At 62.8% G+C, this 13,996-nt stretch carries 15 protein-coding genes; 6 read left to right on the forward strand and 9 right to left on the reverse strand.

Features of this window, described 5'->3' with window-relative positions; all coding sequences use genetic code 11:
• Positions 1-402 precede the first annotated feature (402 nt).
• The gene (locus tag ACZ5C7_RS05375; RefSeq protein ID WP_464375324.1) at positions 403-1,146 is read left to right on the forward strand and encodes a hypothetical protein; all 744 of its coding nucleotides are present in this window, start codon (positions 403-405) and stop codon (positions 1,144-1,146) included.
• A gap of 116 nt (positions 1,147-1,262) precedes the next feature.
• Here the strand turns inward: ACZ5C7_RS05375 and ACZ5C7_RS05380 are convergent, their stop codons facing one another.
• The 3 genes from ACZ5C7_RS05380 to ACZ5C7_RS05390 form a co-directional block, all read right to left on the reverse strand.
• Entirely contained in the window at positions 1,263-1,589 is a 327-nt protein-coding gene (locus ACZ5C7_RS05380) for a DUF7577 domain-containing protein (RefSeq protein ID WP_464375325.1), read from the reverse strand.
• A 77-nt stretch (positions 1,590-1,666) separates the two neighbouring features.
• Positions 1,667-2,566 (reverse strand): acyltransferase, encoded by a 900-nt coding sequence (locus ACZ5C7_RS05385; RefSeq protein WP_464375326.1) that lies wholly within the window; start codon positions 2,564-2,566, stop codon positions 1,667-1,669.
• Positions 2,567-2,676: 110 nt separating this feature from the next.
• The gene (locus ACZ5C7_RS05390; RefSeq protein ID WP_464375327.1) at positions 2,677-2,916 is read right to left on the reverse strand and encodes a hypothetical protein; all 240 of its coding nucleotides are present in this window, start codon (positions 2,914-2,916) and stop codon (positions 2,677-2,679) included.
• A gap of 273 nt (positions 2,917-3,189) precedes the next feature.
• Between ACZ5C7_RS05390 and ACZ5C7_RS05395 the strand changes: the two genes are divergently transcribed.
• From ACZ5C7_RS05395 to ACZ5C7_RS05405, 3 genes are all read left to right on the forward strand, one after another.
• Positions 3,190-4,263, forward strand: coding sequence for an aldo/keto reductase (locus ACZ5C7_RS05395; RefSeq protein ID WP_464375328.1), 1,074 nt, complete (start codon positions 3,190-3,192; stop codon positions 4,261-4,263).
• 160 nt (positions 4,264-4,423) lie between these two features.
• Complete coding sequence (locus ACZ5C7_RS05400; protein ID WP_464375329.1) at positions 4,424-5,410, forward strand: bile acid:sodium symporter family protein; 987 nt, start codon at positions 4,424-4,426, stop codon at positions 5,408-5,410.
• A 149-nt stretch (positions 5,411-5,559) separates the two neighbouring features.
• Entirely contained in the window at positions 5,560-6,039 is a 480-nt protein-coding gene (locus tag ACZ5C7_RS05405) for an NUDIX hydrolase (RefSeq protein WP_464375330.1), read from the forward strand.
• A gap of 54 nt (positions 6,040-6,093) precedes the next feature.
• Here ACZ5C7_RS05405 and ACZ5C7_RS05410 read toward each other — a convergent pair whose 3' ends face one another.
• Together ACZ5C7_RS05410 and ACZ5C7_RS05415 are read right to left on the reverse strand one after the other, a co-directional pair.
• Positions 6,094-7,596, reverse strand: coding sequence for a ribonuclease FAU-1 family protein (locus ACZ5C7_RS05410; protein WP_464375331.1), 1,503 nt, complete (start codon positions 7,594-7,596; stop codon positions 6,094-6,096).
• Positions 7,593-7,970, reverse strand: coding sequence for a DUF7532 family protein (locus ACZ5C7_RS05415; protein ID WP_464375332.1), 378 nt, complete (start codon positions 7,968-7,970; stop codon positions 7,593-7,595). The genes ACZ5C7_RS05410 and ACZ5C7_RS05415 overlap by 4 nt, the downstream gene beginning before the upstream one ends.
• Positions 7,971-8,056: 86 nt before the next feature.
• Between ACZ5C7_RS05415 and ACZ5C7_RS05420 the strand changes: the two genes are divergently transcribed.
• Positions 8,057-9,073 (forward strand): PrsW family intramembrane metalloprotease, encoded by a 1,017-nt coding sequence (locus ACZ5C7_RS05420; RefSeq protein WP_464375333.1) that lies wholly within the window; start codon positions 8,057-8,059, stop codon positions 9,071-9,073.
• Between the two features lie 27 nt (positions 9,074-9,100).
• Here the strand turns inward: ACZ5C7_RS05420 and ACZ5C7_RS05425 are convergent, their stop codons facing one another.
• Together ACZ5C7_RS05425 and ACZ5C7_RS05430 are read right to left on the reverse strand one after the other, a co-directional pair.
• Positions 9,101-9,544, reverse strand: coding sequence for a hypothetical protein (locus ACZ5C7_RS05425; protein ID WP_464375334.1), 444 nt, complete (start codon positions 9,542-9,544; stop codon positions 9,101-9,103).
• 168 nt (positions 9,545-9,712) lie between these two features.
• Complete coding sequence (locus tag ACZ5C7_RS05430; RefSeq protein WP_464375335.1) at positions 9,713-10,315, reverse strand: riboflavin synthase; 603 nt, start codon at positions 10,313-10,315, stop codon at positions 9,713-9,715.
• A 99-nt stretch (positions 10,316-10,414) separates the two neighbouring features.
• Between ACZ5C7_RS05430 and ACZ5C7_RS05435 the strand changes: the two genes are divergently transcribed.
• Positions 10,415-10,678 (forward strand): DUF7533 family protein, encoded by a 264-nt coding sequence (locus ACZ5C7_RS05435; protein ID WP_464375336.1) that lies wholly within the window; start codon positions 10,415-10,417, stop codon positions 10,676-10,678.
• Positions 10,679-10,726: 48 nt separating this feature from the next.
• Here the strand turns inward: ACZ5C7_RS05435 and ACZ5C7_RS05440 are convergent, their stop codons facing one another.
• Complete coding sequence (locus ACZ5C7_RS05440) at positions 10,727-11,647, reverse strand: LLM class oxidoreductase (protein ID WP_464375337.1); 921 nt, start codon at positions 11,645-11,647, stop codon at positions 10,727-10,729.
• A gap of 282 nt (positions 11,648-11,929) precedes the next feature.
• Positions 11,930-13,900, reverse strand: coding sequence for an aconitate hydratase (locus ACZ5C7_RS05445; protein WP_464375338.1), 1,971 nt, complete (start codon positions 13,898-13,900; stop codon positions 11,930-11,932).
• Between the last annotated feature and the right edge of the window lie 96 nt (positions 13,901-13,996).

The raw sequence follows: 13,996 nt of genomic DNA on the forward strand, positions 1-13,996 counted from the left end.
CGTTCGGCAAGCGACTGGTTCTTCGTTCGGCGAATGGTCGCTTCTCAGTTCGACACGCGTCTGGTCGCCCGACGTGCAAACGATTCGTCCGTAACCGCGGGACGGTTTTCGCTACCGAGTATCCACCGTCATGGAGGGACCCAGACCAGATAAACCACCGAAACCGTTGTCATAGCTCACAGAATGTTACCTGCCGGAACGAGCCCGAACAGCGGGCGCGGCTCCGAGAAGGCCATCTCAGCCACTTGAGTACGGATAGGGCGGAACTGACACTCAAGCAAGACTCTCCCGGTAACAAGTAACTAGTGTCACGCCGAGCGATCGTTTCACGAAAGAAACGAGCGACTTCCGCGAATAACAGAAGGGTTATGGTCGCCCTACCGTAGTACTATTCGTCTCCACATGGCTGCGTCTTCGATCGCGACCGCCGTCGATGATCCCCGAGTTACCTCCCAGTTCTGTCGCTCCGTCGGGCGTCCCGATGACGATATCGTTCTCCTCGGTGTCGTCCACGACCACCCCGCGAGCGTCGGCCGCGTCCGGGCCGTCCTCGAACGGACCGAACCCGATATCCTCGCCCTCGAGTTGCCTTCGGCCGCCGTGGCGTTGTACCGAGCCTACGCTCGAGACGAGCGGTCACCACCCCGGTTTGGTGGCGAAATGAGCGCCGCGATCGGAGCCGTTTCGAACGCAGAAATCACTGGTATCGACGCGCCGAACTGGCCGTTCTTCCGCCGCCTCGTCGCTCGACTCGTCGCCGATCGCGTCTCGCCCTCGACCGCTCGGCGCGTGGTCTCGAGTCTCGGCGGGGCGACGCGGGACGCGCTCGCCTGTCGCGTCGCCGCAACGCTTACTGACGTGACCTCGATGACCGTCGCCTGTGACGAACCGATCGAGTACTCCTGTGGGCACGACGACGAGCCGGAAACGCAGGCCGCCCACGAACGGGCACACGTCGCCGGCGTCCAGGCGCTCCTCGGCGGAACGGACGGGGCGTCCTCGAGTTCGCTCGCGTATCGCGACGAGACCCGCGAACGGTGCATGATCGAGAAGCTTCGGGAACGGGGGGAAGAAGGGTCCGTCGTCGCCGTCGTCGGCGTTGACCACCTCGACGCGCTCGAGGCCGGGTTACCCGATTCAACGTAGGTCACTCGCCGTCGTATCCGCGATTCTTCGATCTCGAGAGTTGGTCCCGCTCGGTCCAGAAGCGTGCGTTCTTCGACGCGCCCGACGGTCTTCGAAAGAATAGATTACCGACGACGCTATCGGTGAATCGATGAGACGCAGTTCCAACAGTACGTGAACGTCTGGTCGGACTCGTTTCGAGCGCCACAGTGGGGACACTGCATCGTTTCGCCGTCGAATTCGAGGCTCTCTTCAAGTTCTGACGGGTCGTCGAACTCCTCCTGAGTAGGATAGCGATCGTACGGCGTCTGGGGTGAGGATTTCGGACGACCCTGATCCGGCTCCGAAAACGACGGCGACGACGTCGTGTCGTCGCTCGCTCGACGGACGTAGAAATAATACAGTAACAGGTGGAGGAGGGCGAACAGGACCACGTAACCGGCGAGCCACCCCCAGGGGTCCATGTGTGAACATAACGCACTCCACACACTTGGCTATTCCCTGCGTTCAAGCAACGAGAGAGTCAGTACCGGCGGACAGTTCAGCTCGACGGCTCGAGATCGCGCTGGAACTCGTCGAAGTCCTCGAGGTCGTCTTCGAGATCGTACTCGAGGTGACGCTGTTCCTGTCGGTTGACGCCGGCGTCCTCGATCGGCGTGGCGACGGACTCCCAGCCGGGCTTGATTTTGACGCTTTTTGCGGGCATTCCGACGGCGATGTGGTGGGCGGGGATATCGTGCTGGACGATCCCACGCGCGCCAACGATGGCGTTCTCGCCGACCTTGTTACCCGCACGCACCATCGAATCGTACGTGAGACGAACGTCGTCTTCGACGATCGTGTGGAAGTTTCGAACCGCCGTCTGGTCGACGACATCGTGATCGTGACTGTAGACGTGGACGCCGTCGGAAACGGAGACGCGATCACCGATCGTCAGTTTCCCCCGGTCGTCGAGGTGGGCATCGTCGTGGACGACCGTGTTGTCGCCGATCGTGATGTTGTGGCCGTAGGTGAACGAGATGCCCTTGAAAAATCGGCAGTTCTCCCCGCAGTCCTCGAAGAGGTGGTTCGCGAGCATTCGGCGGAACCGAAGCGCGAACTCGACGTTGTCCGCGATCGGGAGACTGTCGAACTGCCGCCAGAGCCACTGGAGGTGTTTCGACCTGCGAAACTTCTCCTCGTCCTTTTCGGCGTAGTACTCGCTCTCGAGGGTCGTGTGACACGGGTCGTAGCTCTGCAACCGGACGCGTTCTGCCGTCGACACCGATTCGCCGGCCTGCCATCGATCGTAGGCCTCTCTGTCCCCTGAAAGGTCGATGAGAACGTCTTCGACGACGCTGCACGTGTCTTCGTCGCTCGAGAGTCGTTCGTCGACCTCCGCTACGAACTCCCGCATACCCGCCTCTGCCTCCTCGGGAAGCGAGACGTGCCGCTTTGTCATATAGACGTATTACTGGCGGGGAGGTCATAGGGGTTCGGTTGTCCGATCGACTTGCCGGACAGTCGCGGTTCTATCCGATGAGATCGGGTACTCGGCCTCGAGTACCAGTTTCAGGAAAACAGCAGTGATGCGAGACGAGCAAGCGCGAACGCACACAACGCCCCGGCGAGCAGAACCGCCACGATGATCGCCAGAAATCCGGCGACGCTTCCGAGGACGACCCCCACCATTCCCAGCGGATCGGGGAAAGATACCGTCCCGGACTGGAGGAGAAAAATGCCGACGAGCGCGACGATGACGGCGATCGATGTGAGGATCCAGTGTCCCTTCCGGGAGCGGAGCTCGGCCATACGCATCTCTAGTACACAAATTACCGTAAGGGGTTCGATCTCTCTCCGGTCGATCACCTCTGACCGACGACGGTGACGACGTGATCGGTTGGGCACTAACACACTAACCGCCTCGAGAGACTGTTACAGTGACCGCCTCGAGACGGTGAGACGCCGACGGCCTCGAGAGAGTTCCGATTCGTCCGAGTTGAAAGGCCACCGTATAACGGGTGAGTTCCCACCGGATGGGCACGTTCCGTACACCCTAAGTCCCCTCGCTTCGAACGACCGCGTATGCACTACAGCGAACTCGGCGACTCCGGCCTCGAGGTCAGCGAGGTCGGCTTCGGCGCGTGGGTCGTCGGCACCGACTGGTGGGGCGACCGTTCCGAGGAAGACGCGATCGAAATGGTTCGGTACGCCGTCGATCAGGGCGTCACCTACATCGATACGGGCGATGTCTACGGACACGGGCGAAGCGAGGAACTCATCGGCGATGCGCTCGCCGACGTTCGCGAGGACGTGACCCTCGCCACAAAGGTCGGCTACGACTTCTACAACAACCCCCAGGCGGGCCACGGCGAACTCCCCAAGGAGATGGACCCCGAGTATCTCCGCGAGGCCGTCGAGAAGAGCCTCGATCGCCTGCAGGTGGACACGATCGACGTGCTCCAGCTCCACAACGCCGACGTCTCCGAGATCACGCCGGACGTCCTCGAACTGCTGGACGAACTCGAGGAAGAAGGCAAGATCGACGCGACGGGGCTCGCGCTCGGCCCCTCGATCGGCTGGCTCGCGGAGGGCGACCTCGCCATCGAGGAGGAATTCGACTCCGTCCAGCTCGTCTGGAACATGCTCGAACAGGAGGTCGGCAATCACTTCCTCGAGACGATCGAACGAACGGATTCGTCGACGAGTCTCATCCCGCGCGTTCCCCATTCCTCGGGCATCCTCAACGAGCAGGTCACCCCCGAGACGGAACTCGGCGAGGGTGACCACCGCGGCTTTCGCCCCGACGAGTGGTACGAAACGGGCTGGGAGAAACTCGAGTCGCTGCGGTTCTTAGAGCGCGCGGAATCCGACGCCGCGGAGGGAGAGCGAACGATGGGCCAGGCCTCGATCGCGTGGCTGCTCTCCCACGACTCCGTCGCGACCGTGACGCCGACGTTCCGGACGAAGGCGGATATCGACGAGTGGGCGGCCGCCAGTGACGTGCCCAAACTCACCGACGAGGAGATGGCTCGCGTCGAGGAACTGTACCAGAACGACTTCGACATCGACCGCGACGACGGCATGGACTCGCTTCGCTCGTCGGTCGACGGATCGGATATCGAGTCGGCGGGACTCGACAAGCTCGCGGCCGACTGAGACTTCGGTGAGCGGGCTCGAGCCCCGGCGGACCGTGGACCGGTTCCCATTTTGACGCGGTTTTCACCCTCGAGAGAGTGACTGTCGGTCGACCACCGATTCGTTTATCAGCCGCCACACTCCCATGAAAGAGTATGGCAGGGTCCGAGGAGGCGAGCCGATGCGCCTGATACGACACCTCGAACGCGTCGGGGCGTTTACGAGCACGTACTTCGTCGTCTGGATTCTCCTCGGGTCGGCACTCGCGTTGTATTCGCCGTCGACGTTCACGCCGCTGGGGGCGTATATTTCGGTGATGCTCGGCATCATCATGCTCGGAATGGGGCTCACGCTCACGCCGGCGGATTTTCGCCGAATTCTCGAGCGACCTCGAGACGTGTTCATCGGTGCGGCGGCCCAGTGGGTGTTCATGCCGATATTCGCCTATCTACTCGTCGTGCTTCTCGGCCTTCCGTGGGAGATCGGCGTCGGGCTGATTCTGCTCGGTGCCGCACCGGGCGGAACGGCCTCGAACGTGATGACCTACCTCGGCCGCGGCGACGTCGCGCTCTCGGTGACGATCACGTCGGTGACGACCCTCGCCGCGCCGCTGGTCATGCCCGCGTGGATCGTCCTGCTCGCGGGCGAAGAGATCACCGTCACCTTCGGCGCGATGGCCGAGGAGATCGTCCTTATCGTCTTGATTCCGGTCGTCGCGGGCCTCCTCTTGCGCGTCCTACTCGACAGGTACGCGCCGACAGTTGCGAACGCCGGGCTCTCTATTTTTCCCGCGATCAGCGTACTCGCCATCGTCCTCATCGTCGCGGCGATCGTCGGCCTCAACGTCGAGGAGATCCTCACCGCGAGCGCAATCGTCTTCCTCGCGGTGATCGTCCACAACGCGCTCGGGCTCGGCGCGGGCTACGGCGTCGGCTCTTTAACGGGAATGAGCACGGATCGAGCACGCGCCTGCGCGTTCGAGGTCGGCCTCCAAAACAGCGGACTCGCGGTCGCGCTCGCGGTTGCGTTTTTCGATCCGATCGCCGCGCTGATCCCGGCGTTGTTCAGCGTCTGGCACAACATCTCCGGACCTGCCCTCGCGACGGTTTTCACACGGCGAGACGACGAGTCGGTCACAGAACGCGACGCGACATCGACCGCGGATTGAATCGAATCCGTATCGGTCCGCCATCGGCGAAGGCGGGTTGCCCACACTGTAATTACGGAACTGACTCCCGTTTCACCCGAATTCCCTTAATCACATTTAATCCCCTTGAGGATACGCTTTTCACTCCGGTCGTTGTGCTACTTGGCATCATGTCTGAGATTACGTACGTCCAAAAGGCGTGCGCCTACATTACGCGCGCTACGGGCGAGTTGTTGGTGTTCGAAGGGCCGGGACACGACGGCTTACAGATCCCGAAGGGGACCCTTGAGCAGGGCGAAACCCCACGAGACGCGCTGTTCAGGGAAGTCATCGAGGAGAGCGGACTCGGAACGCTCAACGCGACCCGACACCTCTCGACCGACGTTTGGACGCGACGAGAATCTCCCCCAAAGCGGTACGTCCGCCACTTCTTCCACTCGAGCGTCCACGAACCGCGCGACGAGTGGACCCACACGGTGACCGATGGCGGCGAAGAACACGGCGCAGAATTCGACCTCTACTGGGTCAACCCGGAAACCGCCCGCGAATTCGCACTCGACCTCGACGACTACGTTCATCTTCTCCCGACAGCCGATCTTCCCGGCGAGCCAGTCGAATCCGTCGGCGACATCGCAGCGGCCTCGGACTAACGACGGATTCTCCGCGTTCAGACCGGAAATCTCCCGACGACTCGTCCGCCACCGCTACTTCGAAAGCGCCCGCTCGACCGCGCCGGCGACGCTTCGTGCCTTCTCCGCTAACGCCGCGGAAACGACGCCGTCTTCGAGCGCGGCCTCGAGTTCCGCCTCGTCGACGATTTCGACGTCCCCGGCGGGCGTCCGAATCACGTCCACGTAGAGATCGACGTACCGAACCGTGTCAGGGAACAGTTCGACCGGCGTACAGACGTTGACGTAGGTTCCCTTCGTCGAGCCGTCGTCGGCTTTGTACGTCGTCGGATACCACCAGCGTCCCTCGCGGAACTTCGTGACGGCCGCGTCGCCGTCCTCCTTCGGCGTTCCCAGCGCGTCGTAGCTGCCGCCCCCGCGCATCGACCGCTCGAGCGTGAGCCGCCCGTCGGATTCCCAGTCGACGACGTCGCCGTAGCCGAGCGAGATCAACCTCCCGTCGGGTTTTCCGTGCCCGATCTCGAGACGGTCGCCCGGTTCAGGGCCGAACTGGCCAGCGACGGCGGCGAACGGGAACGAGCCGTTCGCATCCGCGTCCGAACCGGAGTTTGCGTCTAGATCGGAGTTCGCGCCCGAACCGAAAAGAGCGCCTGACCCCATCTCACCCGCGAGAGAGTCACAGACGGCTTCCGCAAAGTCCACCGCAGAGCTCGCCGTCCTGTCCGCGGCCTTCGTTCGGTGGTGACCCGGCATCGTCGTCTCGACGGCGCGTCTGGCCTCGTCGAGTGCGAACCGCGACTTGCGGCCGAACCAGAGCCAGATGGTCGCCCTGGGCACGGCGACCTGTGCTGGTTCGTCAGGCTCCGAATCGGACATCGAAACCGCCTCCTCGAGCGTCTCGGCTCGGTCGACCGCACGCTCTACGGCCTCTCCCATCGCCTCGAGATCCGCGTCGGCGGCGGTGTGGTGCCAGCGGAGTCCCCAGTCGTCGGGCACGTCCGTCGAAAGCAGGTCCGTCATGCCGACGAGTTCGTTGGCGCGTTCGCCCGATAGCGCCGCCGAGATCCCGTTACGGTCACGTGAGACGGTACAGAGGCCGCTTCGGACCTCGAGTGTTGGCGCGACCCGCGGCCGGTCGTCGGCCCACGGTGGCGTCGACTCGCGAACCTGCACGCGATACCGATCGCCCGAGTCGACGTAGCCGTCAGCGTCGTCGTAGTTGAGAGAGCCCCGACGGCCGTCGCCGAGATCGACGACCGCGCCGCTTCCGCCCGACGCCTCGAGTACCTCGGCGTCGAACACGGCTCCGACGGGGACGTCGCTCTCCCAGCGGAAGGCGTCGATCGCGACGGATTCGAGTTCACTCGCAACGGTTTCGACGGCCTCCGGCGGGCCGGAGATCCCGACACCCTGTCTGTCTCGAGTCGTGTCGACGCTCACGGCCGCGGGAGCGACCGCGAACTCGGCGTCGAACCGTTCCCGGATCGGCTCGGAGGCCTGAACGACCTCGAGCCCTGCGTTCCGTAGCAACTTGGTAATGGCAGTCGTGTAAATACCGCGGACGCGGACCCCGGTCATCGCAGCGTGTCTCGGTCCGGCGCGAATCTGACCCGGCCGTCGACCGTCGGGCCCAGCGTCAACTCGACATACTCGTCCTCGAGGAGCCGCCCGTCCTCGACGTAGACGCCCCAGCTATCGAATCGAAGCCAGCCGCGCATCTCGTCGGCGTGGGTCATCAGATCGAGGTACTCGACGGCGTGTTCGGGGTACTCCTCGCTCGAGTGGGCCATGTCCATGTCCGAGTAGACCGTCTCATACTCGTCGAAAAAGGACTCGAGCGCGTCGGCGTCGGCCTCGACGGCCTCGACGACGGCCGTCGACGCCTCGCGGAGATCCTCGGTCTCGAGGCCAACGTCTCGAAGCGCGCGTTGGGTTCGCTGATCGAAGTGCATACGACCTTATACGAAGGGGAGGCCTTTGTGGATTCCGTGTTCACCGGGCGGAAACGTCTTTCCGAACGGGCGGTGATTTGGGTGATATGTCACGGCGACGCGATCCGATCGAACGGGCCGCAGACGACTCGATGGACTTACAGGAGGTATCGACGTGGGAGCCGCGCTCGCTGCTCGACCGGTTCGCTTACAGCGTCTATACCGCTCTCAGTTACGGATTCCCCGTAATCGTTCTCCTGGTCGCACTGGGGATCACGGCCTCGATTTTGCTCTCACCTGCGATCATCGTCGCCGAGGAACCGCTCATCAGCGTCTTCTTCCTGCTGTCGGTCGTTCCCGCGGCGTTACTCGCTGCCTACATTTGGTACGCGGATATCACGACCAGAGAGCCCCTCGGCTTGCTCGTCGCGACGTTCGTTTTGGTCGTTTTATTCGCCCCCTTCGCAGCAGTTATCAACACGGTCGGCGGCGAATTCCTCAATAGAGCGACCGTCCTCGGGAGTCTCCTGTTTTTCTTCCTGATCGTCGGCCCGGTCGAGGAAGTCGTCAAACTGCTCGCCGTTCGCGTCTACGCCTACCGAAGCGACAGTTTCGACGCGGTGATCGACGGGGCGGTCTACGGTGCCGTCGCGGGGCTCGGGTTCGCCTCCATCGAGAACGCGATCTACATCGGCGGCTATCTAACCGATCTCGAGGCCGGCACCGGCCTGCTCGTCGGGGCGACTGAAATCGCGACGACTCGAGCGCTCGCGGGCCCTGGTCACGTCATCTACTCTGCGATCGCTGGCTTCTATCTCGGCCTTGCGAAATTCAACCCGCAAAACGCCGGCCCGCTGATCGTCAAAGGACTGCTCGTCGCTGCGTTCGTTCACGGGTTGTACAACTCCACCGTGCAGTTCGTTCCGGCAACGGCCGCCGAGCTGTTGGCGATCAGCCCAGATGCCGCCTTCGTCGGCTTCATCGTCGTGTTCAATGCCATCTTCGGTTACTACCTCTACCGGAAAATCGCCCGCTACCGTCGAACATACCGCGAGGTTCGAGAGGATATCGATGGAACGGACCTGACGCCCGAACGGACGGAGTTCGAGCCGGCACAGCGATAGCAGTCGGTAGTGGTTTTCGTCGCCCGATCAGAAAAGCCACGTCGTCGGAGAGGATCGACCGAGCAAAAAGACGACGACGAACAGTAGTATCCCCGTGAACGATCCGGTCGCGCGGCGGGACGGTGGAGTGAGCAAAACCGAGGAGATGATAACGATCAGACCGCCGAGCCAGTATCCCGCATGTATCCCGATGAACCCCCATCCAACTACCAGCAGCGAAACGACGTACGAGAGACGATCGTAGCCCGTTGACGGCACTATCGCACCAACAACGGCCGCAACCGGAAACAACAGCCTGGATCCGCTCGAGTCCTGTACACGTTCTGAGTCGCCGTCTCTCGATTGATCGCGAAGGCGCGTGTAGGTGCCGAAGGAGTCTAGCTCCCGGAGAGGCGTCAACTGTGTTCTACAATCGGTACACTCCGTTCGCTCGGACTCGAACTCTCGGCCGCACGCCTCACAGATATACATTAGCTTCCCCCTGTAGCGCGTCGTATTCGGTGATCCTTGGATTCCAACTCAAAGGTACCCACCCATACCGTCGAATAGTTTGTCTCGAATTATAAATACTTTGATATATACTATCGCGAACGAGAGAAAGAGGCGATAACACCATATCGATACGGTCGAGGCCCGTCGCTACTCGAGGTGGGACTCGACCAATCGTTCGACGTACTTCGCGAGCACGTCGACCTCGAGGTGGACCGGATCGCCGGGCGACTTCTCGGAGAGGGCGGTTTCGTCGTACGTGGTCGGGATAATCGCGACCGTCACGTTCCCGTCGTCGGTCAGCTCCGCGACCGTGAGACTGATTCCGTCGAGGGTGATCGACCCCTTCTCGACGACGTAGCGGTCGTAGCCCTCGGGGAGCGCGAACTCGAAGTACCAGTCCTCGCCGACGGGTTCGACGGCCTCGACCGTCGCCACGGCGTCGACGTGACCCTGGACCACGTGGCCGTCGAAGCGCCCGTCGGCGGGCATCGCTCGCTCGAGATTGACGGCGTCCCCTTCGTCCAGTTCGCCGAGGTAGGTCCGCTCGACCGTCTCGCTCGCCAGAAAGACCTCGAACCACGATCGGCCCTCGAAGCGCTCGACGGTGAGACAGGCACCGCTGACGCTGATGCTCTGGCCGTGCTCGAGACCCGTCGCAACCTCCTCGGCCGCGATCCGGAATCGAAGCCCGTCCTCGGTCTCTTCGCGCGAGACGATTTCGCCGGTTTCCTCGACGATTCCCGTGAACATAGTTGACTTTCGAGTGGAGATGACGGGCGGCGAGCCAAAGCCGTTCCGGGTCGGCCGACGTCGGCGTCTTTTTGAGGCTGTCGTTCGTAGCCCGACCCAATGGCCGGCATCATCGACACGATCAAGCTCGCGGGCGTGCTCATCCTCGCGATTCCCGCCGCCCTCGCGGGGCTCGAGTTCCTCTTCGTTCGGGGCGATCCGTTCGTCGGCGGGACGTTGCTCGTTCTCTCGGCCGGGCTCGTTCTCATCCAGCGCCGGCTCACGATGCCCTCCGACGTTCCCTCGGTGGTCGCCAAACGCGTCGCCGGGTCGGTCACGAGCGATCCCGGGGGAGAGTCCGACGAATCGGCCGACAGGGAGTGAGACGAGCGAAGAACCGTCCGCGGTGAACGCTTTTCCACGACGACCGCGTCAGGACAATTCCGCGAGTATTTCGGCTTCGAACGTCTCGAGCGCTCGCTCTCGGTCGTCGCCGCCGAGCCCGACGATAACGTGATCGACACCCAACCGCTCTATGTCCCGGAAGTACTCTACGAACCACTCGGGATCGGCTCGCATTCCCTGGTGAATGGGCGTCGGTTCGGTCCCCACCTCGTCGGCGAACTCGACACCCATCGCCATGGAGAAGGGCTTCTCGCCCGCGTGCTCGCGCCAATCCGTGAGGAAGCTCTCGAGGGTCGACTCCGGGAGGTGATAGAACAGCCAGCCGTCGCCGTTTTCTGCGATCCACTCGAGATCCTGTCGGGCGTGGCCCGTCGGAAGCAAGGGAAGCGTCTCCGTCGTCGGCTTCGGAACGAGTTCGAGTTCGCCCGAAAGCGTTCCCCAGCGGGTCTCAAGTTCGGGTGCCGATTCCCGCCAGACTGTCCGAAGGACCTCGACGGCGTCCCGAAAACGGGCACCGCGACTCGAGGGGTCGACGTCGAACGCCGGAAATTCGGGGTCTCGATCGCCGGTCGCGACGCCGAGGACGAGTCGCCCGTCCGAGAGTCGATCGATGCTCGCCGCGGACTTGGCGACGTGAAGCGGATGGCGAAGCGAGAGGACGATACTGGCCGTCCCGAGCGCGATGTCGTCGGTGTGGGCGGCGACCTGTGAGAGCCACGTCCACGGGTCGAACGTCTGGCCCGCATCGCCGAACGACGGCCAGTAGGTCGGCACGTCGCGACACCAGAGCGCGTCGAAGCCCAACGATTCGGCTCGGCGTACGAGGCGCATCTCCTCGTCGACGTTCGGCCTCGAGCGGTTCGAATCCGTAAGAGGAAAACTCAAACCGAACGTGAGTTCCTCACCTTCGAACAGCCGCCGATACCCCGCGTTTTCGTATCCAGGCATTCGAATATCAGCAGTAGCGGACCGGGTCGGATATGTCTTCTCAGACGAGCGGACTCCGCCGGCGGATACGGAGCCATAGTTGTCCGTCCGAAGGGCCGTCGGCCTATCGTCATCGCGAGAATCGTCGACCTGCGTACGAGCCGAGACACTCGACTGCTCCGCTCGTAGAGACCGCACAACCGCGTGGCCCGTCGAAATCGACGAGCGACTGGTGGGACAGTATCAGACAAAAAAGATAGAAAAGCGCAAACCTGTAAGCTCGGAACCTCGAGTTGGTTCCGATCAGTCGTCGGCGGGCGCGGCGCCGGTTCCCTCTGCCTGTTCTTTCGTCCAGGAGAGCTTGCCACCGGCTGCGAGAATGTCGCGTTCGCGCTGGGAGGCGTCGAGCGTCGCCGTGACTTCGTAATCGCCGTTGACGCGGACGGTGAACTCCTCCTGTCCGCTCGCGACTGCCTCGTAGACGTCGTCGACGACTTCGATCTCGTCGCCCTGATCGATGTTCTCGTAGGTTTCCTCGTCGATCGTCAGCGGGACGATACCGAAGTTAAAGAGGTTCGCGCGGTGGATCCGGGCGAAGCTCTGTGCGAGGACGCCCTCGATACCGAGGTACATCGGACAGAGTGCCGCGTGTTCTCGCGAGGAGCCCTGGCCGTAGTTCTCGCCGGCGACGAGGAAGCCGCCGTCGGCGTCGAGTGCGCGTTCCGCGAAGGTCTCGTCGACGCGGCTAAGCGTGAACTCCGAGAGCTTCGGCACGTTCGACCGGTACATCAGGATGTCCTGGGTCGCAGGGATGATGTGGTCGGTCGTGATGTTGTCTTCCATCTTCAGGAGCGCTTCGCCGGAGACGTCCGAGCCGAGCTGGTCTCGGATCGGGACGTCGCCGATGTTCGGTCCTTTGATGAGTTCGTCGTCGACCGCCTCGTCGGGTGCGATGAGGTCGGTCTTGGAGCCGTCGTACTCCTCGGGGAGTTCGACGCCGGGTGCCTCGAGGTTGTCGAGTTCGTCCTCGAGGTCCCGTGGATCGACGATTTCGCCTTTGATCGCCGCGGCGGCGGCGACCTCAGGGGAGCAGAGGAAGACGTTGTCGTCTTCGATTCCGGAGCGACCCTCGAAGTTTCGGTTGAAGGTTCGCATGGAGACCGAATCGGAGGCCGGCACGTGGCCGATCCCGATACAGGCACCGCAGGTCGCCTCGGAGAAGTTGACGCCAGCGGCCATCATCTCGGCAACCCAGCCCTGACGGGCGAGCATCTCGGAGGCCTGCTTGGAACCGGGTGCGACGATCGTCTCGGTTTCCATCGCGACCTCGCGGTCTTCGAGCATCTTGGCGACGGGGAGGATGTCCTCGTAGCCGCCGTTGGTACAGGAGCCGACGATAACCTGCTCGACGTCCTGACCGGCGACTTCGCTGACGGGAACGACCTTGTCGGGCATCGAGGGCTTTGAAACCAGCGGCTCGAGGTCCGAGAGATCGACGACGATCTCGTCGTCGTACTCCGCGTCGTCGTCGGGCTGAAGCTCGACGTACTCGTCTCCGCGGCCGAGGCGTTCGAGGTAGTCCTCGGTCTGGTGGTCGGTCGGGAAGATCGACGTCGTCGCGCCGAGTTCCGTTCCCATGTTGGTGATCGTCATCCGCTCGGGAGCGGTGAGCGTTTCGACACCTGGGCCGGTGTATTCGAGAATCTTGCCGACGCCACCTTTGACGGTGAGACGACGGAGCATCTCGAGGATGACATCCTTCGCGGTCGCCCAGTCGGGAAGTTCGCCTTCGAGTCGAACGTTGACGACTTCGGGCATCTCGACGTAGTAGGGTGCACCGCCCATCGCGACGGTGATGTCGATTCCACCCGCGCCGATTGCGAGCTCGCCGAGCCCGCCGGGCGTCGGGGTGTGGCTGTCGGAACCGAGCAGCGTCTTGCCGGGCGCTGCGAAGTTCTCGCGGTGAACGTTGTGACAGATACCGTTTCCGGGTCGGGAGAAATGAGCGCCGAATGTACCGGCCGCAGAACGCAGGAAGCGGTGGTCGTCCGTGTTCTTAAAGTCGAACTGGTACGTCTGGTGGTCGCAGTACTGGGCGGCGATTTCGGTCTGGACTTCGTCCAGTCCCATCGCTTCGAACTGCAGCCAGACCATCGTACCGGTCGTGTCCTGTGTAAGTACCTGATCGATCTCGATGCCGATCTCCTCGCCAGTTTCGAGTTCGCCCTCGACGAGGTGATCCTCGAGAATCTTTTCGGTGAGAGTCTGTCCCATAGCGTCCGAATCTCGGCTTTCCGTCCTGATAAATCCAGCGTGTTTCCGTCCGGGTCGACCATGCTAGTTCCTGAAAAATCGGTATCAATGGCGCAA

The organism is Halostagnicola alkaliphila, assembly GCF_055379965.1.